The organism is Rhodococcoides navarretei (genome assembly GCF_038069675.1).
Taxonomy (GTDB): domain Bacteria; phylum Actinomycetota; class Actinomycetes; order Mycobacteriales; family Mycobacteriaceae; genus Rhodococcoides; species Rhodococcoides navarretei.
The window spans coordinates 672,899-699,692 of sequence record NZ_JBBPCN010000001.1; the positions used below are offsets into that span (position 1 = coordinate 672,899).

The following is a 26,794-nucleotide window of genomic DNA, read 5'->3' on the forward strand; positions in this document are numbered from 1 at the left end:
AATCACACTTTACTGGTCTCACGCGGGCTCACCGGGTTGTGTGCAGACGGGCGGCGCAGGGCCGCCGCGCCCATCAGCAGTGCGCCGACCGCGATGTAGAGCACAAGTCCGAGCGCCGGCTGCCCCAGCCCGCTGTCGGAGAAGTAGACGATGCTGCGCACCCCCTCGGTGCCGATGCCCGGGGTGATCCAGCGACCGATCGACGCATAGAGCGAGGGCAATACGTCCGCCCCGAAAGCTCCTCCTGCACTGGGGTTTCCGAGGATCACGAACAGTACTATCGCAGCGGGCACGGCAGCGACGCCGATCAGGGCGCGCAGGCCCATGGTGAACAGTCCCGTGGCGAGCACCACCCCGGTGCCCAGCAGGGTGAGCGGAAACCAATGGCCGGCAAAGGTTTCCAGAACATGAGTGGTCAGGAATGCTCCGAGTGCTCCCGATACGACCGAGTACGCCGCGAGAATGCCGACGTGGACGCAGGTTTCGCGGCGCGAGGTCGGTGCGCCGATGAGTAATCCGAATGCAGCGGCCAGCAGGTATCCGCCGACGACCCAACCGACCGAGAGGTAGAAACCGGACAGTCCTCGGTTGTCGTGCACCCCGACCGGTATCTCGTCGCGGACCACGAATTGACGGCCCTGCGCGGTCTCGACCTCGGTGAAGATCGACTGCAACGCGGTGGCAACGGAACTACCCGCGGCGCTCGCGGTGATGAGGGTGTCCGTTCCGCTGGAGCCGACGACGTACGCGCCGAGAATGTCCCGATCGCGGAGCAGTGAGCGGACCTCGGCCGTATCGGCCGCGGTGCGCGTGTCGAGCGGACTGCCGTCGAGGGAGTCGAGTCGATCGGCGGTCTGCTGGGCCAGCCCCTCGGGGAGACCGGCTTCGGCCACCACCGCGATCGGGATCGCGTGCGGCGTCGGCTGATGGAACGCCGAGACGTAGCTGAGGATGAAGCCGAGTTGCAGTACCAGCACCGCGGCGGCGAGCAGTGACATCTTGCGCATGGGTGACTCCTGAATCTTGTCGATACCCGAGGTATTCAATACTCTAGGTATCGTGAATGCCGACGAGCAAGAAAAGTGGGGGTCGACACATGCGCAACGGAGACCTCAACGCACCGACGTACGGGACCGACTCCTCGCCGCGGCCGCCGACGAGTTCACCGAACGTGGTTATGCCGCAGCCAAACTCGCCGACATCGCGCACCGCGCCGGGTTCACCAAAGGGGCCGTCTACTCCAATTTCGAGTCCAAGCAAGCACTGTTCGCCGAGCTGCTCGCCCGGAGGTCCCTCGATCTCGCGGCCCGCGTGCTCGCCCACGTTTCCGATCTGGACTCGCGGGCGGCGGCCGGGGCCGGCGGCGGCGAAATCGCGTCCTGGGTGGTGGCCGAACCTCGCTGGCCGCTGTTGACCGTCGAATTCGGCATCCTGGCCGGGCGGGACCCGGCCGTCGCCGAGCGTTACCGCACCGACCGCCGAGCACTTCGAGGTGAGCTCGAGCGGCTCATCGCCGAACGGGCGGGGCAGTGGGGCGTGGGCGAGAACTTCGATGCCCGACGCCTCGCGACGTCACTGGCAGCCTTGATCTCCGGATTGGCCGTCGAACATTCGGTGGATCCGGAAGAGATCGACGAGGAAGTCATCGCCGACGCGGTGTCCGAACTGTTCGCTGGAGCGATAGCCAGGACACATCTCGATTGAGGGATGGCCGACCGGGTACTCCGAATTCATGACTGCTCAGAATCCCGAACCCGATGAGACTGCCGGCCTCGAAGCAGGCGGTAGCGTGACGCCGGGCGACACTCCTCCAGCCGAGACAGCAGTCGGTGGACCGAATCACGAACCGCCGCAGCGAGGCCGAGCGATGCCGATCATCGTCATCTCCATCGTGGCATTGCTGGCGATTCTGATCGCCGGTGGATTGATCGGTCGGGCAGTCGGCCTGTTCGGCTGACCTCGGACCGAGCGAAAACACTCAGTACGGCGGCCAACCACCCTCGGGGCCGAGTAGACGATCCAAACGACCGTGATTGATCTTCGCCAGCTCGGCACGCATGACCGTGCGCTCGGTCCGGTCGTCGTTGTCGAGGCGGTGGCCCAGATCGACCAGTATGTCGCGCGGCTCGAACCCCTCGGGGTCGAACAGTCGACTCGACACGTACGCGTAGCCGAATCGCCCTTCGTACGCCCTCGCGGCCGTCCCCAACGCGCCGCGAGTGTCCCTGTCCATCGCTGCACACACCTTGCTCGGCTCCGGCAGCGTCGCGGCCACCGAGTCCACGACGCTGTCCGAGAGTTCGGCCAATTGCGAGTCTGCAGCGGCGAACAGGTCTGTGCGCGAGGAAAAGCGTCGGCCGTCCGCCACCCGTGACGCCCACGCCACCGAGCAGCAACACTCGTACAGCGCGTGCACCGCTTTGCGACGCGGCAGATCGTTGAACGTCTCCAGGCCGAGTCCCTGATGCATCAGCATGAGTCGATGATGGGCACGATCGGGCACGAGCACCAGAGCTGAGCAGGTACTTAGCGCAGACGTTACGCGCCGTAACATGCGGTGCGGGATTGCGCGAAGCTCCCGCTAGGCTCGCAGGCATGACCGAACGAACCTGGAACGCGTTCTCCGTTGAGATCGCGGACCACATCGCACACGTGACACTTCTCGGGCCCAACAAGGGCAATGCCATGGGCCCGGACTTCTGGAGCGAGAGCCCCGAGCTGTTCGCTCGGCTCGACGCCGATCCCGAGGTTCGCGCGGTCGTGCTCGCGGGCTCGGGCCGAAACTTCACCTACGGACTCGACCTCGCCGCGATGGCGGGCACGTTCGGTCCGCTCATGGCGGACAAGGCACTCGCCGGTCCGCGAACGTCGTTCCACGACACCATCAAGACCATGCAGAAGGCGATCAACGCGGTTGCGGATTGCCGGAAACCCGTCGTAGCGGCGATTCAGGGCTGGTGCATCGGCGGTGGCGTCGACCTCATCACCGCCGCGGACGTGCGCTACGCGAGCGCCGACGCGAAGTTCAGCGTGCGCGAGGTGCGGGTCGCGATCGTGGCCGATATGGGATCTCTGGCCCGACTGCCTGCCATCATCGGGGACGGCCACATGCGTGAGCTCGCGCTGACGGGCAAGGACATCGACGCCGACCGCGCCGAGAAGATCGGACTGGTCAACGACGTCTTCGAGGACCACGACGCCACCCTGGCCGCTGCTCGCGAATGCGCCGCCGCCATCGCCGCCAATCCGCCCCTGGTGGTGCAGGGAATCAAGACGGTGCTGGACCATTCCCGATCTTCGAGCGTCGACGATTCGCTGCGCTATGTCGCGGCCTGGAACGCCGCCTTCCTGGCATCGCACGACCTCACAGAGGCGATCACCGCCGTATTCGAGAAGCGTCCGGCTCAGTTCTCCGGTAGCTGACGTGGTCGAGTTCGCCGAGGAACTGGGCACACAGCTGGTTCGACTGCAGCGCTTGCGCGAGCGAAACATCGCGGCCATTTCGTCGTCGGGCGGCGTGGACGGTGCCGCGTACGTGTGCTTGTTCCGGCTGCTGCGCGACGGACCGATGCGGTCGAGTGAACTCGCCGCCATGGTGAATTCCGATCCGTCGACGGTGAGCAGGCAGGTGGCTCAGCTGGTCGAACGAGGACACGTCGAGCGCAGACCCGACACACGAGACGGTCGCGCGTTCGTCCTTGCCGTGACTGCGTCGGGTCAGGAAGCGGCGGCCGCGATCCAGCAACGTCGAACCGACAATCTCGGACGAGTCATCGAGGGGTGGCCACGAGAGGACCGAGCTTCGCTGATCGCGCTGCTCGATCGGTTCTTGACCGATTACGAAACGATCAGGCCGGACCTGCCCGAGCGGCGCGGCGGTAACGTCTGATGCGCGAGTGAGCGATCGCACAATCTGACAAGCCTGGACGACCGGCCGCGCCATCCGGCCCGCATGCTCGCCCGAAAGCCAGGACGGAGGGAATGCCGTGCCAGTCGATCGCGATCGAACCTCGCACACGTGGGTGAACGGACCGCGAACCGGCTCGGTGCGGCTCGAACGCCGCGTCGCCCTCGGAATCGCCGCCTTCGTACCCTCGTTCGGTCTGATCGGGGTCGTGGCGATGTTCTCGGCAGACGGACCCGAAGGCGCGATCGCCAAGATCGCCTGTCTACTGGTGCTGATATCCACCGTCCCGGTGGGGGTGTGGTGGTTTCGTCGAGCGGCGGACTCGTCGCACATGCCCGGGTGGTTCGTCGTGTACGCCGATGTGGGCGTTGCAGCGATGCTGCTCACTTTCGCCGGACGCGACCTCGCTCTGAACGGGGCGATTCTGTTCACGGTGATCGGGATCTACATCGTCTACTTCTCCAGGAGGCGAGTGCTCGAATTCCACATACTGTTCGTCAACGCGGTGGTCGTCGTACTGGCAGCGCTGTTGTTCGCCGCGGACACGCACGATGTGGCGTCGACCGTCACCAGGACCCTGGCCACTCTCCTGGTGGTCAACTCGGTGCTCGCGTTCCGAGCGGTGATTCAGCGCCAACTCGATCTCGCCAACACCGATTCCCTGACCGGCCTGCTCAACAGGCGCGGCTTGGAGTTGCGGCTCCAACGCATGATGAACTCGCTGGACGCGGAACACTCGGTCGCGCTCATGGTTCTCGATCTCGACCAGTTCAAACGAGTCAACGACACCTACGGCCATGCGGTCGGGGACCGTGTGCTGCGCCGCACCGCGCGCAGGCTGACATCGGTGACGGGTGCCCGCCCGTGCGTCGCGCGCACCGGCGGTGAGGAGTTCACGATCGCGCTACCGGTCGGCGATGCCGCCGTGCACCGGATTGCCGAAGAGATCCTCGACTCCATTCACGACCCGGACGACGACGTACCGGTGACGGTGAGCGTCGGTGTCGCGCTGTTGGACGGCAGTCGGTGGTTCACCGCCGCCGAATCCGGAAACGGCGGCAACCTGGTGCACAACGTGCTGCTCGAGGCCGACACGGCGATGTACGAGTCGAAGCACGCGGGCGGAAACAGAGCAACGGTGTACACCGGCATGTGATTGCCGGTGTACACCGTCGGTCGTTCGGGGAGGACGAGCTACTGCGTCAGCGCAGAGCGCTCTTGGGGTCGTTCCACAGCTGATCGGTGAAATCCTCCAACGCGACCAGGACGATGGTGTCCTCGGTGCGGCGCAGGATCGACTTGCTGGCACGCACCTGCACGATATCGCCGGTCTTGTCGGTCATCCGCCACAGAGAATCTGCGCGGGTGGCCACCGTCGTGAGGAACATGTCTGCGACGTTGACGCCCTCGGGTGCCCGGTCGGGAAAGATGTCGTGCAGATGGAAGTCCTCACGCTCGGTGCGGTCGAGACCGAACAGATCGTCGAAGGCCTCGTTCGCGAACACGATGGCACCGGACGGATCGACAGCGAGGATCGGCACCGGAATCCGGTCGAGGACGACCGTCACCGGCAGATCGGGAAACTGCGTCGGATCCGAGATCGGTCGCGAATCGAGATTGCGCCGATCACCGTTGGAAGTGCTGTCGGTCATACGTCTCCCCAAACTATGTTTCGTCGGCGCTCGGCCGAGACGAGGTGTGTGATGCCGAAACGATCAGTGACCCGGATTGTCCGCCAAGCGCTTGAATGATGCAGCGATTTCGGCCTCTGCCTCTGCGCGCCCCACCCAGTCTGCCCCGGTGACGTGCTTGTTGGGTTCGAGATCCTTGTAATGAACGAAGAAATGCTTGATCGCGTCGAGCTCGAACGTCGAGACGTCGCTCAGATCCTGGATGTGGTCCCAGCGGGTGTCGCCTGCCGGAACGCACAGCACCTTGTCGTCGCCGCCTGCCTCGTCGACCATCTTGAACATCGCCACGGGTCGAGCCTCGACGATGACGCCGGGGAACACCGACTCGGGCAGCAGAACCAGTGCGTCGAGCGGATCGCCGTCCTCACCGAGGGTGTTCTCGATGAAGCCGTAATCGGCGGGATACGCCATCGCTGTGTAGAGGTAGCGGTCGAGGCGAACACGTCCGGTGACGTGGTCGACCTCGTACTTGTTGCGCTGCCCCTTGGGGATCTCGATGGTGACGTCGAACGGCACGTGCAGTCCTCACTGTCCTCGTCGAGCCGGACCGGCTCGACTCATTGCGAATGTGTCGATGGTGGCGGCGCAAGGCTACCGGACCCGAGGATACTGTTGACTGAACGACGACGGGTACGACCACGGCAGATACGGAGTAACAGTGGCGGGGCTGACACGGCGGTTCCTCGGCCCCACAGCGAGCCGACGGCGGAGGAAGAAGCGGGTGATCCTGACGCTGTGCGCTCTGTTCGTGGTGATCCTCGCAGTCACGACGGCCGCGCTCGTGCTGCCGTCGGTGTCCGACGGTGCCGAGACCGCGATCGAGCCCCCGCCCGAGACGGTGCTGCCCGACCCGTCGATCACCCCCTTTCCGGAATCGGCACCGATGCCGAGCTCGGCGGGTCTGGCAGCCGCATTGGCCCAGGTGGTCGACGATCCCGACCTCGGCTCGTTCACCGGAACCGTCGCCGACGCGCAGACCGGCCAGGTGATCTGGTCCAAGAATCCCGATGCGCCGATGACCCCCGCATCGACCACCAAGCTGCTCACCGCGGCCGCGGCAATGCTCGCGCTCCCGGCGGATCACCGCGTCACCACCCGGGTGGTCCAGGGCAGCACCGAGGGCGACATCGTGCTGATCGCGGGCGGCGACCCCACACTCACTGCGCTGCCGGTCGGAACCGACGGGTTCTACCCAGGAGCGGCGCGCATCGACGACCTGGTCGAGCAGATTCGCCGCAGCGGAACGGTGGTGCGCAGCATCGGCGTCGACACCTCGCTCTATTCCGGTGACACGATGGCGCAGGGCTGGTTTCCCGCCGATATCGCTGCCGGTTCCATCACCCCGATCGAACCGATCATGCTCGACGGCGGGAGGTCCGACCCACTCGTCGACGAGTCGCCGCGCAGCACCACCCCGGCACTCGATGCAGGCCGGGCACTGGCCGCAGGACTGGGCGTCGACCCGGTAGCGGTGACGCCGGGCACGGCGGCCGAAGGGGCCGATCAGCTTGCCTCCGTCGAATCTGCACCCCTGCGAAATCGCTTGCAGCAGATGGTCTATCGCTCCGACAACGTCCTCGCCGAGGCCATCGGACGCGAACTCTCGCTCGAGATGAACACGGCCGCGAGCTTTTCCGGTGCCGTGGCGTCGATCGGGCAGACCCTGTACTCCGCCGGCTTCGACATGGCGGGCCTGACGCTGTACGACGCCAGTGGACTGTCGGTGGACGGCAGGATTCCGGCGAGACTGCTCGATCAGGTCCTGACGTCCGCGGCCGGAAACGAGCAGCCGACGCTGCGCGCGATGCTCGACTATCTACCCGTTGCCGGTGCCACCGGAACGCTGTCGGATCGGTACGCCTCCGGGAACCGGACCGGAGCGGGCTGGGTGCGGGCGAAAACCGGAACCCTCTCTGCAGCAAGTGCTTTGGCCGGATATGTCGTCGACGTCGACGGCCGAGTCCTGACCTTTGCGCTGATGTCGAACGACCGACCGCCCGGCGTCAGTCGCCCCGCCCTCGATGCCGTGGCATCGACCCTGAGATTGTGTGGATGCCAGTGAAGTCAGCAGCGGCGAGTGCCGACGAGAACGAGGACACCTCCGGTTTCGCCGGTGCGGTCGACTGGTCCGTGGCCGCCAGAACCGGAGCCAAGCTGGTCCGCCCGGGTCCGGCCACTTCGCGCTACACCGCCGAGGCGGCCGTGGAAGAGCTTGCCGCCGCATCGATTCGGGCCGAGGGGCCGGTTCGCGAGACCACCGGTCTGGCCGACGGACTCCCCGTGCCCGACGCTCACGTGGTCGATCGCGCAGGCTGGATCGCCGCGGCCGCGTCGTCGATGAAGCACCTGACCGGAGACGACGACGGCACGCCGCCGTCGGGTCTGCTCGGCGGGAAACCGGCCGGACTGCAGGCAGGGGCGATGCTGGCATTTCTGTCCAGTGCCATTCTCGGACAGTACGACCCGTTCACCGGCGAGAACGGCACGCTGCTTCTGGTCGCGCCCAACGTGATTGCCGTCGAGCGGGCGCTTCGTGTCTCGCCGAGTGACTTTCGGCTGTGGGTGTGCCTGCACGAGGTGACGCACCGAGTGCAGTTCTCCTCCGCGCCGTGGCTCGGCGGCTACATGCGCGAGAACGTGGGCGTGCTCTCCGACGGCACGGACGAGCCGCTCTCCGATGTTGCGAACCGCCTCAGCGGCGCGCTCAAGGCCCGCAAGAATCCGAGCGGGTCGTCCAAGTCCGAGGACGCGGGCATCGTCGGACTGCTGCGCGCCACCCAGCCGCAGCCGCAGCGCGACGCCATCGACCGGCTGCTGGTGCTGGGCACGTTGCTCGAGGGCCACGCCGACCACGTGATGGACGCCGTCGGACCGGCCGTCGTGCCGACCGTGGCGCAGATTCGCGGCGCGTTCGATCAGCGCCGTCAGCGCAAGGTCAACCCGCTCCAGCGTGTGATCCGAGCGCTGCTCGGGATGGACGCGAAGATGGCGCAGTACGTGCGCGGGAAGGCCTTCGTCGACCACGTCGTCGCCGCAGTGGGAATGGAACGCTTCAACACCGTGTGGACCGGCCCCGACACGCTGCCACTGCTGTCGGAAATCGAGGACCCGGACGCCTGGATCGCGCGAGTTCTGGGCTAGTGCTCTTGCCTGAGGGAGTGGAGCCTGCGGAACGACCACGACTGCCCGAAGGAGTGGAGCCTGCGGAACGACCAAGACTGCCCGAAGGCCCGGCGCTGCTGGAGATCAGGCATGCGGTGCGTGGGTGGCTCGCTGCCCATCCCGGGCCGGTGGCTGTTGCGCTGTCCGGTGGAGCGGATTCGTTGGCCTTGACGGCCGCGACCGTGGCCGAGGCTCGGGACGTGCAGGCGTTGATCGTCGATCACGGTCTGCAGGCCGGCTCGGCCGAGGTCGCCGCAACTGCCGCCGAGCGGGCCCGCGATCTCGGCGTGGGTGATGCGCAGGTGCTGAACGTGCACGTCACCGGTTCGGGTGGGATGGAAGCAGCCGCTCGCCGGGCGAGGTACGACGCGCTGAACCTGGCCCGCGGCGACGCGTCGGTGCTGGTGGCGCACACCCTCGACGATCAGGCCGAGACCGTCCTGCTCGGGTTGGGCCGCGGATCGGGACCGCGATCGATAGCGGGCATGGCGGCATTCGATGCACCGTGGGGTCGACCGCTGCTCGGAGTGAGGCGCAGTGTGACCAGGGCTGCCTGCGTCGAGCTGGGGATCGAGCCGTTCGAGGACCCGCACAACACCGACACCGATTTCACTCGCGTGCGGTTGCGTCACGAGGTGCTGCCCCTGTTGGAGGATGTGCTCGGCGGTGGCGTCGCCGCTGCACTGGCGCGGACGGCCGAACAGCTGCGTGAGGACGGCCGGGTGCTCGACGCGATGGCCGAATCCGTCGTCGGGGTAGGTGCACCGGAACTGGAGGTGTCCGCGATCGACTCGCTCGACTCCGCGATTCGACGGCGAGTGCTGCGCCGATGGTTGCTCGGCCGGGGTGTGACGTCGCTGACCGACCGGCAGCTCCGAGCCGTCGATGCCCTCGTCGGACGGTGGACGGGTCAGGGCGGAGTCGCGCTGCCAGGCGGAACGCCCGACGCCAGGTTGGTGTGCTCGCGTCGGCATGGCAGGCTGAGCGTCGGCCTGGAGAACGAATGAAGGGAAACCCCGTGTACGAGGGCGACATCGAATCGGTTCTCATTTCCGAGGAACAGATCAAAGCGCGCACTGCGGAACTCGCAGAAGAGATCGCCCAGCGCTATCCCGAAGGGGCACCGGAAGGTGACCTGCTCCTGGTCGGCGTCCTCAAGGGCGCGATCATGTTCATGACCGACTTCGCCCGGGCACTGCCCATCCCGGCGCAGCTCGAGTTCATGGCGGTCAGCTCGTACGGTTCGTCCACCTCGTCCTCGGGCGTGGTCCGGATCCTCAAGGACCTCGACCGCGACATCACCGGACGCCACGTGCTGATCGTCGAGGACATCATCGACTCCGGTCTGACGCTGAGCTGGCTCAAGCGCAACCTCGCGACTCGGTCACCTGCCTCGTTGTCGGTGGTGACGTTGCTGCGCAAGCCCGACGCCATCAAGGTCGACGTAGAGGTCGCCAACGTGGGCTTCGACATCCCCAACGAATTCGTCGTCGGCTATGGCCTCGACTACAACGAGCGCTACCGGGATCTTCCCTACATCGGTCTGCTGGACCCCAAGGTCTACAGCTGAGCTGGGAAGTTCGGTTCACCTGCTTCACCCGCTTCGCGTGAATGGACCATTGCCGCGCCGAGACGCGTGCAATGGTCCATCGATGGGGATAGTGTGCGGCGATATACGGGGAACTGCTGGGGGAGTGCGGTCGTTGGAGGGGAAGAAGCGTCGACGCCGACAGGTGCGTGGACGCACAGCGCCAGGTAAGAGCGAGTCCTATGTCCTGGTCTCGCGGTAGCCTGGAGCATCCGGCGGGCAGGGAGCAGCCAGCGCGCGGGAGCGGACTGAAAGGACACGGCCGACTCGGCTGAAGCTGTATGAATCGGAAGACAGTAATACGAAATCTGGCCATCGTTTTCGGCATTCTGTTGGTGATCTATGCCTTCAGTTACTTCGGTAACGACACGCGGGACTGGAAGACGGTCGACACTTCGGTGGCGATCGCCCAGCTCGACGACCGGAACGTGGCATCCGCGCAGATCGACGACCGCGAACAACAGATCCGGCTCACGCTCAAAGAGGCCAACGAGGCCTCGGGCAACGAAACTCAGATCATCTCGAAGTACCCGGACTCGGCGTCCGAGCAGATCTTCGACAAGGTCGACTCGCAGGGCCTCGACAGCTACAACACCACGGTCACCCAGGAGAGCTGGTTCAGCTCGTTCCTGCTGCTGATCCTGCCGATGGTGCTGATCCTCGGCGTGATCATCTTCGTGATGAGCCGCATGCAGGGCGGTGGACGCGGTGGGGTCATGGGCTTCGGCAAGTCCAAGGCCAAGCAGTTGACGAAGGACATGCCCAAGACCACCTTCGCCGACGTCGCGGGTGCCGACGAGGCCGTAGAAGAGCTCTACGAGATCAAGGACTTCCTGCAGAATCCGTCTCGCTACCAGGCGCTCGGTGCCAAGATTCCGCGCGGCGTGCTGCTCTACGGTCCTCCCGGAACCGGCAAGACGCTGCTCGCGCGCGCCGTCGCGGGCGAGGCCGGAGTGCCGTTCTTCACCATCTCGGGCTCGGACTTCGTCGAGATGTTCGTCGGCGTCGGTGCGTCCCGCGTGCGTGACCTCTTCGAGCAGGCCAAGCAGAACAGCCCGTGCATCATTTTCGTCGACGAGATCGACGCCGTCGGCCGTCAGCGCGGCGCAGGCATGGGCGGCGGTCACGACGAGCGTGAGCAGACTCTCAACCAGCTGCTCGTCGAGATGGACGGCTTCGGCGAACGCACCGGCGTCATCCTCATCGCCGCCACCAACCGACCCGACATCCTCGACCCCGCCCTACTGCGCCCGGGCCGCTTCGACCGGCAGATTCCCGTCGGTGCCCCCGACCTGGCCGGCCGTCGGGCCATCCTCAAGGTGCACTCGGCCGGTAAGCCGGTCGCCCAGGACGCCGACCTAGAAGGTCTCGCCAAGCGAACCGTCGGGATGTCCGGTGCAGACCTGGCCAACGTCATCAACGAGGCGGCTTTGCTCACGGCTCGCGAGAACGGCACCGTCATCACCGAGGCATCCCTGGAGGAGTCGGTGGACCGCGTGGTCGGTGGCCCGCGCCGCAAGAGCCGCATCATCAGCGAGCACGAGCGCAAGATCACCGCGTACCACGAGGGTGGCCACACTCTCGCGGCGTGGGCGATGCCGGACATCGAGCCCGTCTACAAGGTCACCATCCTTGCTCGCGGTCGCACCGGCGGACATGCCATGACCGTTCCGGAGGACGACAAGGGTCTGATGACGCGGTCCGAGATGATCGCTCGGCTCGTCATGGCCATGGGTGGTCGCGCGGCCGAGGAGCTCGTCTTCCACGAGCCGACCACCGGTGCGTCCTCGGACATCGACCAGGCCACCAAGATCGCGCGCGCGATGGTCACCGAGTACGGCATGAGCAGCAAACTCGGAGCCGTCCGATACGGACAGGAACAGGGCGACCCGTTCCTCGGCCGTTCGATGGGCCAGCAGTCCGACTTCTCGCACGAGGTCGCCCGCGAGATCGACGAGGAGGTGCGCAAGCTCATCGAAGCTGCGCACACCGAGGCGTGGGCCATCCTCAACGAGTACCGCGACCTGCTCGACACCCTGGCCTCGGAGCTGCTCGAACGCGAGACGCTCACCCGCAAGGACCTCGAGAAGATCTTCCACAGCGTCACCAAGCGCCCGCGCATCACCTTGTTCAACGATTTCGGTGACCGCAAGCCCTCGGACAAGCCGCCGGTCAAGACTCCTCGCGAACTCGCTGCCGAGCGCGGCGAGCCGTGGCCTCCGGTGCCGCCGGCCCCGAAACAGCTTCCGCCGCAACAGGTTCCGCAGCCCAGCTACGCCGGTTCGCCGCAGCTGAGCAAGGGTGGCTACCCGAACGGCAGCAACGGATACAACGGCAGCCCCACCAACGGTGCCCCGAACAACGGTGGGCCGGTAGACGCCTCGCCCGGCACCGGGGACGTCAATGCGCCGAATACCGGCAGTGGTCGACGCAGTGCACCGGCAACCGGTGACTACAACGGCGGCTACAACGGTGGCGGTTACAACGGCGGTTACGGCGGCCCGGCCAACGGAGGCGCTCCCAACGGAGGCGCTCCCAACGGAGGCGGCTACTCCGAGGGCTATCGCCGACAGGACCCTCGCCCCAGCGGCCCCGGCCAGGGCTCGCGTCCCGATTACGGTGCCCCGGCCGGATGGTCGGCTCCGGGTTGGCCGCCGCGCGACCAGCCGTCGGTTCCCCGTTACCAGGGACCGTCCACACCGCCGGATCGGAATCAGCCGAATCGCGAGCAGCCCGACGCGGATCGACCGGACCCGAATCGCTACGACCCGTCTCAGGTCCAGCCGCCGACGTACCGCCAGCATCCGACGTACCAGCAGCCGCCGCAGTATCAGCCGCCTGCTGGTGGGCCGCCGAATCAATCGCAGGCGTATCAGCCTCCGCAGTATCAGCCGGATCCGTTCCGGCCGGACACCCGGGATCAGGGCCGAACCTCTCGGCACGAGCCCCCGTACGGCCAGAACCAGGACGAGGCAGCAACGGAACAGTCGTCGGCTCCTACCTGGGAGGTACCGACCCCGTCGCAGAGCTATCCGCTCCCCGGGGACGATCGCCCCGAGAGCACCCCGCCCGAGGACTCGCGGACAGACGAGCGAGCCGAGGACGACGGCGACGAGGGTCCGCGGACGCAACGCTGGGAAGGGCCGGGCGGTTCCTACCGCTAGGCAGATCATTAGGCTTACTGGGTCGACCTACTCGGTCGGCCCAGTATGCCGTTCGAACCGTGCTGCAGGTCGGCGTAACTGTTGTCCCAGAACAGGTGCAGGTCGACCCAGCTGTCACATTCGCGGAACCCAACCGGAGGTACGTTCACGTGTCAGTCAACCGGACCGACGAGTCGTCAAGCGACTCGGCAGAAGTCCCAGCAGTCGCCCCGGCAACCGTCGAGCAGACCGTGGCCTACGCCACCGGCGCTGTGTTCGACCAACCGCGCGCCGAGGCTGCCGTTCGTGAGCTGTTGATCGCCGTCGGTGAGGATCCCGACCGTCCCGGTCTGTTGGACACCCCGGCTCGCGTCGCGCGCTCGTACCGCGAGATCTTCGCCGGGCTCTACACCGACCCGGACACGGCGCTGAACACGACGTTCGACGAGGGGCACCAGGAGTTGGTTCTCGTCCGCGACATCCCCATGTACTCCACGTGCGAGCATCACCTGGTCTCGTTCCACGGAGTTGCACACGTCGGCTACATCCCCGGGAAGAGCGGCAAGGTGACCGGCCTGTCGAAACTGGCGCGCGTGGTGGACATGTATGCCAAGCGACCTCAGGTTCAAGAGCGTCTGACCAGCCAGATCGCCGACGCGTTGATGCGCAAACTCGACCCACGAGGTGCGATCGTCGTGATCGAGGCCGAGCACCTGTGCATGGCCATGCGCGGGATTCGCAAGCCGGGTGCCAGCACCACCACCTCGGCGGTGCGGGGTCTGTTGCAGTCCAGCGCGGCATCGCGTTCGGAAGCTCTGGACCTGATTCTGCGGAAATGACGCAACCGGTCGATTGCCGATGAGCCGAGCGCGAAGTATCCCCTCTGCCCCTGTCGTCATGGGCGTTCTCAACGTCACTGCCGACTCGTTCTCCGACGGTGGTCGATATCTCGACGTCGACGCCGCCGTCGAGCACGGACTGGCGATGCGTCGTCGCGGAGTCGACATCGTCGATGTCGGTGGTGAGTCGACGCGTCCGGGGGCGGATCGGATCGATCCGGTCCTCGAAGTACAACGCGTCGTGCCGGTCATCGCCGCACTGGCCGCCGAAGGGGTGGTCACCAGCGTCGATACGATGCGCGCCTCGGTCGCCGAGGCCGCGATCGAGGCCGGTGTCGCGATCGTCAACGATGTCTCGGGCGGTCGGGCCGATACGGCCATGGCAGGCGTGGTCGCGGACGGTGGCCTGCCCTGGATACTGATGCATTGGCGGGCCGCAGGCTCCGAGTACCGCCATGCCGGTCCAGCCGATGCGTACGACGACGTGGTTGCCGACGTCCGGAGCGAACTGCTCGAACAGGTGGATCACGCAGTGGCTGCGGGAGTGGACACGTCGATGCTCGTGCTCGACCCCGGCCTCGGATTCGCCAAGAATGCCGAACACAACTGGCAACTGCTGCGCGGCCTTCCCGACCTGGTGTCGGCCGGATTCCCGGTGCTCGTCGGTGCCTCCCGTAAACGCTTCCTCGGAACTCTGTTGGCCGACCACGACGGTTCTCCGCGCCCACCGGACGGGCGAGAGATCGCCACCGCGGTGGTCTCGGCGCTCGCCGTCGCCGGGGGCGCGTGGGGCGTGCGGGTACACGACGCCCAGGCATCACTCGATGCGGTTGCCGTCGTACGGGCATGGCAGGGTGACCGGGCATGAGCGAGATCAGCAGCCGCGCCGGTGCAGGAACACGCCGTGGCGACCGCATCGAACTGCGGGGCCTGACGGTGCGCGGCAATCACGGCGTTTTCGAGTTCGAGAAGCGAGACGGCCAGGACTTCGTCGTCGACATCACCGTCTGGATGGATCTGCAACCCGCAGCCGAAACCGACGATCTCACCCGCACCCTGCACTACGGCGAACTGGCCGAGCGTGCCGCGGCAGTGATCTCGGGCCCGTCCAGGGACCTGATCGAAACGGTCTCGGCCGAGATCGCCGAGGTCGTACTGGCATACGACTCCCGGGTCGAGGCGGTGGAAGTGGTGCTGCACAAGCCGTCGGCACCCATCCCGCTCACGTTCGCCGACGTCGCTGTGGTGGCCTACCGGGAGCGATCGTGACCCGTGCCGTGCTGTCCATCGGCAGCAACGTCGGTGATTCGCTGGGTCACTTGCGTTCTGTCACAGCCGAATTGGGTTCTCGAACGGTGGCCTGCTCGCCCGTCTATCGGTCCGCTCCCTGGGGTGGCGTCGAGCAGCAGGACTTCCTGAACGCCGTGGTGGTGGCCGAGGACGACGCGTTCGACGCCTGGGATTGGTTGCGCTTCGGTCAGCGACTCGAAGAGGCAGCCGACCGCGTTCGGGTGCAGCGGTGGGGTCCGCGAAGCCTCGACGTCGACGTGGTGGTGTGCGAGAACCTGATCAGTGACGATCCACGGCTGATCCTTCCGCATCCGCGCGCGCACGAGCGAGCATTCGTTCTGCGGCCGTGGCTCGACGTCGAACCCGACGCCACCCTGCGCGTCGGTGACGACGACGTACCGGTGAGCGAGTTGCTGGCGCGCCTGAGTCCGGAGGAGCGTGCGGGAGTTGTTCGGCAGGAGTGGAGCCTGCAGGAACGACCGGGAGAGCAAGAGGGTGTCGGTGATCGGTTGTGGTGACCAATCCCACGAAGGTCTGGGATGTTCTGGGTCTTTTCCTGGTTGCTTCGATCGGCACCTGGCTACTGGTTCGGGTCTTCTACGGCTCGTTCCCGCCGATTCCGGTGTACGCCGGGGCGTCGTTGTATCTGGTGGCCGTGGTGGAGGTGGTCACTGCGGTGATCGTTCGTAATCGAATCGCCGAGCATCGGGTCGGCGGTGGTCTGCACGATCTGCACCCGTTGACGGTGTTCAGGGCACTGGTGCTGGCGAAGGCATCGGTGCTGGTGGGAACCGCTGTCGTCGGGGTGTGCGTCGGGTTCCTGGTGTACGTGATGCCCCGGGCGGCGACGGTTCGGGCAGCGTCTTCGGATCGCGCCGGCGCCATCGTCGCGCTGGTGGCGGGGCTGGCCGTCGTCGCTGCCGCGGTGTGGCTCGAACAGTGCTGCCGCACCCCGAAAGACCGTGACGACGAGCGTTCTCGGTAACGCTGGAAACATTTGATTGTTACCTCGGTTGTGTAAGTGATCGGTCGAGGATGACTATTTGCGAACGATTTGCCGGTTACCCTTGTGAACATGACAGACCAGACTCGCGCAAAGAAGGGACGCCGTAAGAGGCGTAGTGCGAGCCAGCTGTTCCTCGCGGCGCTCGTCGTGTTCGGCATCATCGCCAGCGTGCTGTTGCTCTTCACCGAGAGCGTGCAGTGGATGAGGGTCGGTGTTCTCTCGGCTCTGTGGGCTGCGGTGATCGGTGCGTTCGCGATGACCAAGTATCGACGCGAGGCGGCCGCCGATCAGACCAAGGCCAAGGACCTGCAGACGGTCTACGAGCTGCAATTGGCGCGCGAGATCTCGGCGCGGCGCGAGTACGAGATGAGCGTCGAAGCTCGGGTTCGCGGAGAATCGCAGCTCGAGATCGACGAGGTCGCGGCGCTGCGCAACGAACTCGCTGCCCTTCGTCAGAATCTGCAGGTGCTCTTCGACGGCAATCTGCCGACCGAACGTGTCGCCCTGCGCGCCGAGGCGATGAGGATGCAGGAACTCGGCGGTCGCGGATACGACAGCTATCAACCTGCGCCGTCCGGCCTGTACGTCCGCGGTGGCGGGAACGGCAACGGGGCGATGGCTGCGGGAAATGGTCTCAACGGTGTCGGAACTCCCTACGACGAGCCGGTCACGGCCGAGACCTCGGTGGTGTACCCGGAGGATCCGGACGAGATGCCGCAGGCCACGACAACCGCCGGGGCTCCGACGGCTGCCGAGTCGGATCGGGATCCGTACGCCGAGAGTTCGTACGAGCCGTCGAGCTACGACTCGGCCGCGTCCGACGAGGGCGTCGATTCGTACGAGCGGCCCGAAGCGCAGGCGCGCCCCTACGGTGCCCCGCGACCGGCCGCACGCGTGACTCCGCCCAGCTCGCCCTTCACCGCCTACAACTTCGAGCAGGCGCGTCGGCCGGTTGCCGACTCGGAACCGGCTGCGGAGTACGCCCCGCAGGTCTCGGCCGAAACCCCCGAGACCGAGCGAGTGGAGGCCGATTCGGCTGGTTCGTATTCGGCCGAATCGTATGCGTCCGAGTCCTACGCCGAGCCGGCCGAGGCCTCGCCCGAGCAGTACACAACCGAGCCCGCCGCGGATCACGGGTCCGAGCCCGGGGACGACACCGACTCGGACCGATACGAAGACACGTACTCGGAGTCCCGCTCCTCGTTACGAGATTCGGCCGACGCGTTCTTCGGGGGCACCGGGGACCACGAGACACCGGCCGAGGACACGGCCGTCTCGCCTCGACGCAATCGTAGGCGCGCGGAGTCGGCCGGCGACGAGGATGCGCCGGGCGCACACTCGAACGGTCGCAGCGTTGCCGAGATCATGGCCGGTCTGCAGGGCGGAGACGGCCCCGATGCATCGATTACCGATCCGGGCACTCGCCGTCGCCGCCGCCGCGCGGACTGAGAACCACATCACACCGGTACCCCATGGCACACGTGGGGTCGCGGTCGCTAGTGTTCCCTGCAGGACGTCTGGTACCCGCCGCGCGGGACTGGAACGAACGAGAGGAAGTTTTCGGTGACCTCATCAGGGTTCACTGGTGGTCTGTCTCCGGCTCGATTGACCGTGGGTGTCGTCTCGGCCGGACGAGTGGGGACCGCATTCGGAGAGGCGCTCGAACGCGTCGGGCATGTCGTTGTCGGTGCCGCCGCCGTATCGGACGCATCCGTCGCACGAGTACGTGATCGACTGCCCGAGTCTCAGGTTCTGCCCGTCGACGAGGTTGCTCGTCGCGCGGAGCTGCTGATTCTGGCCGTACCGGACAGTGAGCTGGCGTCGATAGTCGCGGGGCTCGCGTCCACCGGGGCGGTGGCGCCGGGAAAGCTGGTGCTGCACACCTCGGGCGCAAACGGGATTTCGGTGCTCGAGCCCTTGGCCGCTCTCGGTGCCGTGCCGTTGGCGATACACCCGGCGATGACGTTCAGCGGCGGAGTGGAGGACACCGACCGGATGACGGCGGCGTGCTTCGGCATCACCGCGGGTGACGAGATCGGTTATGCGGTGGCGCAGGCTCTCGTGCTCGAGATCGGCGGCGAGCCGGTGCACGTGCCCGAGAACAATCGAGCGCTCTACCACGCCGCTCTCGCGCACGGCAGCAATCACCTCGTCACTTTGGTGGTCGACGCGGTCGAAGCACTCCGAGTTGCATTGGCCGGTCCGGGTTTTCCCGGTTCGGACTCCGAGCGTGGTGTGCCCGAGCGTGTTCTGGCTCCACTGCTCGAAGCGGCGTTGGACAATGCGCTGCGCAACGGGCAGTCTGCCCTCACCGGACCGGTGGCGCGCGGTGACACCGCTGCCGTCGGCAAGCATCTCGACGTGCTCGAGTCCGTGGATTCGCGGATCGCCGCCGGGTACCGGGCGCTGTCGTTGCGATCGGCGCAGCGCATCGGGGCCAAGGCAGACCTGATCGAACTTCTGGAAGGGAATCGATGACCCTCGCGGGCAGCTATACCAAGGGGCAGTTGACGGTTCACCACGATCCCGCGGTGATCACGTCGGTGTCGAAGGCACTGCGAGGCGTCGGCAAGCAGGTCGCTCTGGTGCCGACCATGGGCGCACTGCACGCCGGGCACCTGCAGCTGGTGCGCCAGGCCAAGCTCACCGGTGCCGTGGTGATCGTGTCGATCTTCGTCAATCCGCTGCAGTTCGGCGTGGGGGAGGACCTCGACGCCTATCCTCGGACCCTCGACGCCGATGTCGCGCTGCTGCGTGAGGAGGGAGTCGAGCTGGTCTTCGCACCGTCCGCGTCGGATATGTACCCGTCGGGCCCGCGCACCACGGTCCATCCCGGACCGATCGGCGCAGAACTCGAAGGTGCAAGCAGGCCAACTCATTTTGCAGGGATGCTCACCGTCGTGGCCAAGCTGCTGCAGATCGCCGCGCCGCATCGGGCGTACTTCGGGGAGAAGGACTACCAGCAATTGACGCTGATTCGTCAGATGGTGCGAGACCTGAACTTCGATGTCGCTGTCATCGGGGTTCCGACGGTCCGCGAGCAGGACGGTCTGGCCCTGTCCTCACGCAACAGGTATCTCGATGCCGAGCAGCGCGACGCTGCGATGGCGTTGTCGGCTGCCCTCGTTGCCGGGGCGCACGCAGCTGCCGGGGGCGTCGACGCCATTCTGGCCACCGCGCGCGCCGTGCTCGACGTGGCACCGCTGGTGCAGGTCGACTACCTCGAGGTACGCGACCCGCATCTCGGCCCGGCTCCCGAACGCGGAGACGGAAGACTGCTCGTGGCCGCCAAGGTGGGCACCACGAGATTGATCGACAACGTCGGTGTCGCCGTCGGCACCGGCTTCCTCGAGTACCCCGACGATCCGAAGAGCTGAGGGCACAACATGTTTCGAACGATGATGAAGTCCAAGATCCATCGCGCCACCGTCACGCACGCAGACCTGCATTACGTCGGCTCGGTGACCGTCGATCAGGATCTGATGGAGGCCGCCGACCTGCTCGAGGGCGAGCAGGTCACCATCGTCGACATCGACAACGGAGCGCGGCTCGAAACCTACGTGATCACCGGCGAACGCGGCAGTGGTGTCATCGGAATCAATGGTGCTGCAGCGCATCTGGTGAACCCGGGCGACCTGGTCATCCTGATCGCCTACGGGGTGATGAACGAGCAGGAGGTTGCCGACTACGCGCCGCGAGTGGTGTTCGTCGACGAGAAGAACCGGCCCGTCGAACTCGGCAGCGATCCGGCTCATGCGCCCGCGGGCTCCGGTCTGATCACACCGCGCGATCTGCGGGCCGATTCCGTGCTGGTCTGATTCGATGCTCCTCGCGATCGATGTGCGCAACACCAGCACCGTGGTCGGGCTGTTCACCGGCACCGGTGACCACTCGAAGCTACTGCGGGACTGGAGAATTCGAACAGACCCCCATGTGACGGCCGACGAGCTGGCCCTCATGTTGCGCGGTCTGCTGGGTGAGGACGCCGAACGGATCACCGGGGTGACTGCGCTGTCGACCGTGCCGTCGGTACTGCGGGAGATGCGGACGATGCTTGCGCGTTACTGGGATCACGTGGTGCACGTGATGGTCGAACCCGGTGTGCGGACCGGAGTGCCGTTGCTGGTCGACAACCCCAAAGAGGTCGGTGCCGACCGCATCGTCAATACCCTTGCTGCACATGACCTGTACGGCACGGCGTGCATCGTGGTGGATTTCGGAACCACCACCTGTGTCGACGTGGTCTCGGCCAAGGGGGAATTTCTCGGCGGTGCCATCGCTCCAGGTCTCGAGATGTCTGCGTCGGCCATGTCGACGCGCACTGCCACGCTGCGCGAGGTGGAGATGATCCGGCCTCGCTCGGTTCTGGGCAAGAACACCGTCGAGTGCATCCAGTCGGGCACCATCTTCGGATTCGCGGGTTTGGTGGACGGTCTGGTCGGGCGAATTCGGCGAGAGGTACCCGAGGTGACCGGCGCGGACGTCGCGATCATCGGGACCGGTGACATCGCGGCGCTGATCCTGCCCGAGTCGACGACCATCGAGCACCACGAACCCGACCTGACGCTCGAGGGGCTGCGTCTGGTCTACGAACGCAACATGGCAAAGCGGCGGCCACGCTGAGTGTTTCGGTGAAGCGGGGTAGCGCGTCGGGCGTTCGTGTGTCAGAATCGTCGACGTGATGACGTGCATGGCCACCCAGGAGTGTTGTCGAGGCTGAACCCTGCCTCGTTCGTAACACACCCCTGGAGTAGAGCTTCATGCTTTCCACACCTGTATTTTCTGCACCCTCCCGACCCGCATCGTCCTCACGGTCGGTCTCGACATTGCCGACTCGGCTGCGTCCTCCCGACCTGCTTCGGATCACCGACCAGGGCGCATCCGACGTCCTGGAGGGTCGCTTCGATCACCTGCTTCCGGGTGGCGGTCGCTGGCCGACCGACGAGCGCTGGGCCGCCCGCCTGCATTCCGACGACGATCTCGACGTCTGGTTGATCAGCTGGGTTCCCGATCGTTCCACCGAACTACACGATCACGCGGGATCTCTCGGTGCGCTGACCGTGCTCAGTGGCTCGCTGCTCGAATATCGTTGGGCTGGAACAGGACTGAAGCAGCGTCGTCTCGACGCCGGTGATCAGGCGTCGTTCCCGCTCGGGTGGGTGCACGACGTGATGCACGATCCGGCGTCGAACACGACCGGCCCCACCCTCAGCGTGCACGCCTACTCGCCACCGCTCACTGCGATGTCCTACTACGACGTGACCGAACGGTCCACGCTGCGTCGCACCCGTAGCGAGCTCACCGACGAACCCGAAAAGGCCACCGCATGACCATCGTCGAAATGCTCGAATCCGCACGCGAGACCATCGATCGCACGACCGTCTTCGAACTGCGCGACGCCGTCGCCCGCGGAGCCGTCGTCGTCGACATCCGCCCGCAGGCGCAGCGCGCCGTGGAAGGAACGTTGCCGGGCGCGCTGGCCATCGAACGCAACGTCCTCGAATGGCGTCTGGACCCGACGAGTGATGCGCGCCTGGCGATCGCCGTCGACCACGACGTCGAGTGGATCGTGATCTGCTCCGAGGGCTACACGTCCTCGCTCGCGGCCGCGTCGCTCAAGCTGCTGGGTCTGCACAGGTCCACCGACCTGGTCGGCGGCTATCAGGCGCTGAAGTCGGCTGGGCTGCTCGGTGTGTTGACGCAGGCCAAGCACTGCGTTCGCGAGGCAGAGGCCGTCGCAGCGCACTGATCGTCCTCACCGCGTTGCGCTGTAAAGTGTGTGCGCGTGAGTGATACAGCTTCTACCCAGCCGGCCGACGACACACCGGAGCAGCTACGGATTCGTCGTGCCAAGCGCGCCGCGTTGCTCGAGCGCGGGGTCGAGGCATATCCGGTGTCGGTTCCGCGCACCCATTCCCTGCTCGAGATTCGTACCGAGTTCCCCGAGCTCGAACCCGATACGACCACCGGCCTGACGGTCGGAGTCGTCGGCCGTGTCATCTTCGTTCGCAACACCGGGAAGCTGTGCTTCGCCACGCTGCAGGAGGGTGACGGCACCCAACTCCAAGCCATGATCAGCTTGGCAGGCGTCGGCGAGGACGCTCTCGCGGAGTGGAAGTCCGATGTCGACCTCGGTGACTTCGTGTTCGTGCACGGTGAGGTCATCAGCTCCCGACGCGGCGAGCTCAGCGTCATGGCCGACGCGTGGCAGATCGCGTCGAAGTCGTTGCGGCCGTTGCCCGTCGCGCACAAGGAACTGAACGAAGAGACGCGGATCCGGCAGCGTTACCTGGATCTGATCACCAACCCGGCCTCGCGTGAGACTGCCCGCAAGCGCATCGCCGTCGTCCGAGAACTACGCAATGCACTCGAGCGTCGCGGGTTTCTCGAAGTCGAGACCCCGATGCTGCAGACCCTGCACGGCGGCGCGGCAGCCCGGCCGTTCGTCACGCACTCCAATGCCATGGACACCGACTTGTTCCTGCGTATCGCGCCGGAGCTGTTCCTCAAGCGCTGCGTCGTCGGCGGTATCGAGAAGGTGTTCGAGATCAACCGCAACTTCCGCAACGAGGGTGCCGACTCCTCGCACTCGCCGGAGTTCGCGATGCTCGAGACGTACGAGGCCTACGGCACGTACGACGATTCGGCGAGGATGACGCGTGAGCTGGTCCAGGAAGTGGCCATGGCAGCGCTCGGATCCACGGTCGTCACACTGCCCGACGGCACGACCTACGATCTCGGCGGCGAGTGGACGACGCTCGAGATGTACCCGTCACTGTCGGAGTCGCTCGGATTCGACGTCACCCCCGACACGACCGTCGACGAGTTGCTCGCCATCGCCGACAAGGTGGGCGTCGAGGTGCCACGCAAGGACGGCGTCCCGATCTACGGCCACGGCAAGCTCGTCGAAGAGCTTTGGGAACACCAGGTGGGCGACGCGTTGACCGAACCGACGTTCGTCCGCGACTTCCCGGTCGAAACGTCCCCGCTGACGCGTCAGCACCGCAGCAAGCCAGGCGTCACCGAGAAGTGGGACCTGTACGTCCGTGGGTTCGAGCTGGCCACCGGCTACTCCGAGCTGGTCGATCCGATCATCCAGCGTGAGCGTTTCGAGGACCAGGCGCGCCAAGCCGCCGCGGGCGACGACGAGGCCATGGTGCTCGACGAGGACTTCCTCGCCGCGATGGAACAGGGCATGCCGCCGACCACCGGAACCGGCATGGGCATCGACCGTCTGTTGATGGCGCTGACCGGGTTGGGGATCCGCGAAACGATCCTGTTTCCCATCGTCAAGCCGTCTCAGGCCTGATTCGACGGTAAAGAGTTGTTCGCCAGCAGCGGACAGTGAATGGGAAACGTTTTGCATAGTGCCTGCGTTATGAACAGTAAGCAGGCAAGGCAGTCCACATACGTGGGCGGTTGCGCGGCATTTCAGGGGTGGAGGGTCGGCGTTCATCACGTCGGCCAACTACAGTGAGAAGCAGTCTTACCTTCAAATGCACAAGCGACCCGGCGTGTTGGACACTGCGGCGCTAGAAGAACTGGTGGGCGAGCTACCACCCGCCAAGAAGTGAGGGAGAGCGATGTTCGAGAGGTTCACCGATCGCGCGCGGCGTGTTGTCGTCCTGGCTCAAGAAGAAGCCCGGATGCTCAACCACAACTACATCGGCACGGAGCACATTCTGCTCGGCCTCATCCACGAGGGCGAAGGCGTCGCAGCCAAGTCTCTCGAGTCGCTGGGCATCTCCCTCGAAGGAGTACGCAGCCAGGTCGAGGAGATCATCGGCCAGGGCCAGCAGGCTCCGTCCGGTCATATCCCGTTCACCCCGCGCGCCAAGAAAGTACTCGAGCTCAGCCTGCGTGAAGCACTGCAGCTCGGCCACAACTACATCGGCACCGAGCACATTCTGCTGGGACTGATCCGCGAAGGCGAAGGCGTCGCAGCTCAGGTCCTGGTCAAGCTCGGAGCCGACCTCAACCGCGTGCGCCAGCAGGTCATCCAGCTGCTGTCGGGCTACCAGGGCAAGGAGCCGTCCGAGAGCGGCAGCGGTCGCGGCGAGGCGGGCACCCCGTCGACGTCACTGGTTCTCGACCAGTTCGGACGCAACCTGACCCAGGCCGCGCTCGAAGGCAAGCTCGACCCGGTCATCGGTCGCGCGAAGGAAATCGAGCGCGTGATGCAGGTGCTGTCGCGTCGTACCAAGAACAACCCCGTCCTCATCGGTGAGCCCGGTGTCGGTAAGACCGCAGTCGTCGAAGGCCTGGCGCAGGCCATCGTCAACGGCGAGGTCCCCGAGACGCTCAAGGACAAGCAGCTCTACACCCTCGACCTCGGCTCGCTCGTGGCCGGCAGCCGTTACCGCGGTGACTTCGAGGAGCGCCTGAAGAAGGTGCTCAAGGAGATCAACACCCGCGGCGACATCATCCTGTTCATCGACGAGCTGCACACGCTCGTCGGCGCAGGTGCCGCCGAAGGTGCCATCGACGCAGCGTCGATCCTCAAGCCGAAGCTGGCTCGTGGCGAACTGCAGACCATCGGTGCCACCACCCTCGACGAGTACCGCAAGTACATCGAGAAGGACGCCGCCCTCGAGCGTCGTTTCCAGCCCGTCCAGGTCGGCGAGCCGACCGTCGAGCACACCATCGAGATCCTCAAGGGTCTGCGCGATCGCTACGAGGCTCACCACCGCGTCTCGATCACCGACGGTGCACTCGTCGCGGCCGCCACTCTGGCCGACCGGTACATCAACGATCGGTTCTTGCCCGACAAGGCAATCGACCTCATCGACGAGGCGGGCGCGCGGATGCGCATCCGCCGGATGACCGCGCCGCCAGACCTGCGTGAGTTCGACGACAAGATCGCCGACGCGCGCCGGGAGAAGGAATCGGCCATCGACGCACAGGACTTCGAGAAGGCTGCGAACCTGCGCGACAAGGAGAAGACCCTCGTCGGTCAGCGCGCCGAGCGGGAGAAGCAGTGGCGCTCCGGTGACCTCGACGTCATCGCCGAGGTGGACGACGAGCAGATAGCCGAGGTTCTGGGCAACTGGACCGGCATCCCCGTCTTCAAGCTCACCGAGGAAGAGACCACGCGTCTGCTCCGCATGGAAGACGAGCTGCACAAGCGGATCATCGGCCAGGTCGAGGCAGTCAAGGCAGTCTCGAAGGCGATCCGTCGTACCCGTGCAGGTCTGAAGGACCCGAAGCGTCCGTCGGGCTCGTTCATCTTCGCCGGCCCGTCCGGTGTCGGTAAGACCGAGCTGTCGAAGGCTCTCGCGAACTTCCTGTTCGGCGAGGACGACGCACTGATCCAGATCGACATGGGCGAGTTCCACGACCGCTTCACCGCGTCGCGCCTGTTCGGTGCTCCTCCCGGATACGTCGGCTACGAAGAGGGTGGCCAGCTCACCGAGAAGGTCCGCCGCAAGCCGTTCTCCGTCGTGCTGTTCGACGAGATCGAGAAGGCCCACTCGGAGATCTACAACACGCTGCTCCAGGTCCTGGAAGACGGTCGTCTGACCGACGGACAGGGACGCACGGTCGACTTCAAGAACACCGTGCTGATCTTCACCTCGAACCTCGGTACCGCAGACATCTCGAAGGCCGTCGGTCTCGGCTTCTCCTCGGGTGAAGGCACCGGCTCGAACTACGAGCGGATGAAGCTCAAGGTCAACGACGAGCTGAAGAAGCATTTCCGCCCCGAGTTCCTGAACCGCATCGACGACATCGTCGTGTTCCACCAGCTCACCCGAGACGAGATCATCCAGATGGTCGATCTCATGCTCAACCGAGTCGAAGGTGCGCTCAAGAACAAGGACATGGCGATCGAGGTCACCGAGAAGGCGAAGTCGTTGCTGGCCAAGCGTGGATTCGACCCCGTACTGGGTGCACGGCCACTGCGTCGCACCATTCAGCGCGAGATCGAGGACGCCCTGTCGGAGAAGATCCTCTTCGGCGAGATCGAAGCCGGCCAGATCATCCTGGTCGACGTCGAGAACTGGGACGGCGAAGGCGCAGGCGAGGACGCGAAGTTCACGTTCCGCGGTGAGAAGAAGGCCATCATCGTCCCCGACGAGGTTCCGGTCGATCTGGCCAAGGCCACCGGAGACAGCGACAGCGAGTAAGTCTCACAGCTTCACACAACGGGCGATCCTCTTCGGAGGGTCGC

Annotated in this window: 28 protein-coding genes; 24 read left to right on the forward strand and 4 right to left on the reverse strand. The window is 65.8% G+C overall.

Translation table 11 applies throughout. The features are described from left to right. Positions 1-2 precede the first annotated feature (2 nt). Positions 3-1,007, reverse strand: a complete 1,005-nt coding sequence (locus AABD04_RS03275; protein WP_341440226.1) for a YhgE/Pip domain-containing protein — start codon at positions 1,005-1,007, stop codon at positions 3-5. Positions 1,008-1,059: 52 nt separating this feature from the next. Between AABD04_RS03275 and AABD04_RS03280 the strand changes: the two genes are divergently transcribed. Together AABD04_RS03280 and AABD04_RS03285 are read left to right on the forward strand one after the other, a co-directional pair. Beyond that, entirely contained in the window at positions 1,060-1,704 is a 645-nt protein-coding gene (locus AABD04_RS03280; protein ID WP_243608692.1) for a TetR/AcrR family transcriptional regulator, read from the forward strand. A 28-nt stretch (positions 1,705-1,732) separates the two neighbouring features. After that, positions 1,733-1,957 (forward strand): DUF6480 family protein, encoded by a 225-nt coding sequence (locus AABD04_RS03285; protein ID WP_243608691.1) that lies wholly within the window; start codon positions 1,733-1,735, stop codon positions 1,955-1,957. 21 nt (positions 1,958-1,978) lie between these two features. On the opposite strand, the gene AABD04_RS03290 is transcribed toward AABD04_RS03285, so the two are convergent. Further along, entirely contained in the window at positions 1,979-2,476 is a 498-nt protein-coding gene (locus AABD04_RS03290; protein WP_341440227.1) for a 2-oxo-4-hydroxy-4-carboxy-5-ureidoimidazoline decarboxylase, read from the reverse strand. Positions 2,477-2,595: 119 nt separating this feature from the next. Between AABD04_RS03290 and AABD04_RS03295 the strand changes: the two genes are divergently transcribed. The 3 genes from AABD04_RS03295 (at position 2,596) to AABD04_RS03305 (ending at position 5,063) form a co-directional block, all read left to right on the forward strand. Beyond that, positions 2,596-3,423, forward strand: a complete 828-nt coding sequence (locus AABD04_RS03295) for a crotonase/enoyl-CoA hydratase family protein (protein ID WP_341440228.1) — start codon at positions 2,596-2,598, stop codon at positions 3,421-3,423. A gap of 1 nt (position 3,424) precedes the next feature. Beyond that, positions 3,425-3,889: a MarR family winged helix-turn-helix transcriptional regulator gene (locus AABD04_RS03300; protein ID WP_243594674.1), complete on the forward strand. Its 465-nt coding sequence runs from the start codon at positions 3,425-3,427 to the stop codon at positions 3,887-3,889. A 97-nt stretch (positions 3,890-3,986) separates the two neighbouring features. Continuing rightward, a complete protein-coding gene (locus AABD04_RS03305; protein WP_341440229.1) occupies positions 3,987-5,063 on the forward strand; it encodes a GGDEF domain-containing protein in 1,077 nt (358 codons plus the stop codon). Positions 5,064-5,109: 46 nt separating this feature from the next. Here the strand turns inward: AABD04_RS03305 and AABD04_RS03310 are convergent, their stop codons facing one another. Together AABD04_RS03310 and AABD04_RS03315 are read right to left on the reverse strand one after the other, a co-directional pair. After that, a complete protein-coding gene (locus tag AABD04_RS03310; protein ID WP_243594672.1) occupies positions 5,110-5,559 on the reverse strand; it encodes a PAS domain-containing protein in 450 nt (149 codons plus the stop codon). Positions 5,560-5,622: 63 nt separating this feature from the next. Beyond that, the gene (locus AABD04_RS03315; RefSeq protein ID WP_068053642.1) at positions 5,623-6,114 is read right to left on the reverse strand and encodes an inorganic diphosphatase; all 492 of its coding nucleotides are present in this window, start codon (positions 6,112-6,114) and stop codon (positions 5,623-5,625) included. Positions 6,115-6,256: 142 nt separating this feature from the next. Here AABD04_RS03315 and dacB point away from each other — a divergent pair, with 142 nt between their 5' ends. The 19 genes from dacB to AABD04_RS03410 all read left to right on the forward strand — a co-directional run bounded on the left by dacB (position 6,257) and on the right by AABD04_RS03410 (position 26,750). Beyond that, positions 6,257-7,660, forward strand: coding sequence for a D-alanyl-D-alanine carboxypeptidase/D-alanyl-D-alanine endopeptidase (dacB, locus tag AABD04_RS03320; protein ID WP_341440230.1), 1,404 nt, complete (start codon positions 6,257-6,259; stop codon positions 7,658-7,660). Then, the gene (locus tag AABD04_RS03325; protein ID WP_243608686.1) at positions 7,651-8,739 is read left to right on the forward strand and encodes a zinc-dependent metalloprotease; all 1,089 of its coding nucleotides are present in this window, start codon (positions 7,651-7,653) and stop codon (positions 8,737-8,739) included. Before dacB ends, AABD04_RS03325 begins: the two co-directional genes overlap by 10 nt. Before the next feature lie 17 nt (positions 8,740-8,756). Beyond that, complete coding sequence (gene tilS / locus AABD04_RS03330; protein WP_341440231.1) at positions 8,757-9,767, forward strand: tRNA lysidine(34) synthetase TilS; 1,011 nt, start codon at positions 8,757-8,759, stop codon at positions 9,765-9,767. An 11-nt stretch (positions 9,768-9,778) separates the two neighbouring features. Beyond that, entirely contained in the window at positions 9,779-10,330 is a 552-nt protein-coding gene (gene hpt, locus AABD04_RS03335; protein WP_094641392.1) for a hypoxanthine phosphoribosyltransferase, read from the forward strand. A gap of 299 nt (positions 10,331-10,629) precedes the next feature. Continuing rightward, positions 10,630-13,512, forward strand: a complete 2,883-nt coding sequence (gene ftsH / locus AABD04_RS03340; RefSeq protein ID WP_341440232.1) for an ATP-dependent zinc metalloprotease FtsH — start codon at positions 10,630-10,632, stop codon at positions 13,510-13,512. A 230-nt stretch (positions 13,513-13,742) separates the two neighbouring features. Beyond that, positions 13,743-14,330: a GTP cyclohydrolase I FolE gene (gene folE, locus AABD04_RS03345; RefSeq protein ID WP_243594704.1), complete on the forward strand. Its 588-nt coding sequence runs from the start codon at positions 13,743-13,745 to the stop codon at positions 14,328-14,330. A 19-nt stretch (positions 14,331-14,349) separates the two neighbouring features. Next, positions 14,350-15,198 (forward strand): dihydropteroate synthase, encoded by an 849-nt coding sequence (gene folP / locus AABD04_RS03350; protein WP_459112812.1) that lies wholly within the window; start codon positions 14,350-14,352, stop codon positions 15,196-15,198. Then, positions 15,195-15,599, forward strand: coding sequence for a dihydroneopterin aldolase (gene folB / locus AABD04_RS03355; protein ID WP_243608683.1), 405 nt, complete (start codon positions 15,195-15,197; stop codon positions 15,597-15,599). The genes folP and folB overlap by 4 nt, the downstream gene beginning before the upstream one ends. Continuing rightward, complete coding sequence (gene folK, locus AABD04_RS03360) at positions 15,596-16,138, forward strand: 2-amino-4-hydroxy-6-hydroxymethyldihydropteridine diphosphokinase (protein ID WP_341440234.1); 543 nt, start codon at positions 15,596-15,598, stop codon at positions 16,136-16,138. The genes folB and folK overlap by 4 nt, the downstream gene beginning before the upstream one ends. Next, complete coding sequence (locus AABD04_RS03365; RefSeq protein ID WP_341440235.1) at positions 16,135-16,605, forward strand: DUF3180 domain-containing protein; 471 nt, start codon at positions 16,135-16,137, stop codon at positions 16,603-16,605. Before folK ends, AABD04_RS03365 begins: the two co-directional genes overlap by 4 nt. A gap of 90 nt (positions 16,606-16,695) precedes the next feature. Beyond that, positions 16,696-18,075, forward strand: coding sequence for a DUF6779 domain-containing protein (locus AABD04_RS03370; protein ID WP_341440236.1), 1,380 nt, complete (start codon positions 16,696-16,698; stop codon positions 18,073-18,075). 114 nt (positions 18,076-18,189) lie between these two features. Beyond that, positions 18,190-19,104 (forward strand): Rossmann-like and DUF2520 domain-containing protein, encoded by a 915-nt coding sequence (locus tag AABD04_RS03375; protein ID WP_243594663.1) that lies wholly within the window; start codon positions 18,190-18,192, stop codon positions 19,102-19,104. Further along, entirely contained in the window at positions 19,101-20,003 is a 903-nt protein-coding gene (gene panC / locus AABD04_RS03380; RefSeq protein ID WP_341440237.1) for a pantoate--beta-alanine ligase, read from the forward strand. The genes AABD04_RS03375 and panC overlap by 4 nt, the downstream gene beginning before the upstream one ends. Before the next feature lie 9 nt (positions 20,004-20,012). Next, positions 20,013-20,444, forward strand: coding sequence for an aspartate 1-decarboxylase (gene panD, locus AABD04_RS03385; protein WP_032380718.1), 432 nt, complete (start codon positions 20,013-20,015; stop codon positions 20,442-20,444). A 4-nt stretch (positions 20,445-20,448) separates the two neighbouring features. After that, positions 20,449-21,249 (forward strand): type III pantothenate kinase, encoded by an 801-nt coding sequence (locus tag AABD04_RS03390; RefSeq protein WP_094613722.1) that lies wholly within the window; start codon positions 20,449-20,451, stop codon positions 21,247-21,249. Between the two features lie 137 nt (positions 21,250-21,386). Next, positions 21,387-21,956 (forward strand): cysteine dioxygenase, encoded by a 570-nt coding sequence (locus AABD04_RS03395; RefSeq protein ID WP_243594660.1) that lies wholly within the window; start codon positions 21,387-21,389, stop codon positions 21,954-21,956. Further along, positions 21,953-22,375, forward strand: a complete 423-nt coding sequence (locus AABD04_RS03400; RefSeq protein ID WP_243594659.1) for a rhodanese-like domain-containing protein — start codon at positions 21,953-21,955, stop codon at positions 22,373-22,375. The genes AABD04_RS03395 and AABD04_RS03400 overlap by 4 nt, the downstream gene beginning before the upstream one ends. Positions 22,376-22,411: 36 nt before the next feature. Next, a complete protein-coding gene (gene lysS / locus AABD04_RS03405) occupies positions 22,412-23,935 on the forward strand; it encodes a lysine--tRNA ligase (protein ID WP_243594658.1) in 1,524 nt (507 codons plus the stop codon). Positions 23,936-24,209: 274 nt separating this feature from the next. Beyond that, positions 24,210-26,750, forward strand: coding sequence for an ATP-dependent Clp protease ATP-binding subunit (locus AABD04_RS03410; protein ID WP_094640916.1), 2,541 nt, complete (start codon positions 24,210-24,212; stop codon positions 26,748-26,750). Positions 26,751-26,794: the final 44 nt, after the last annotated feature.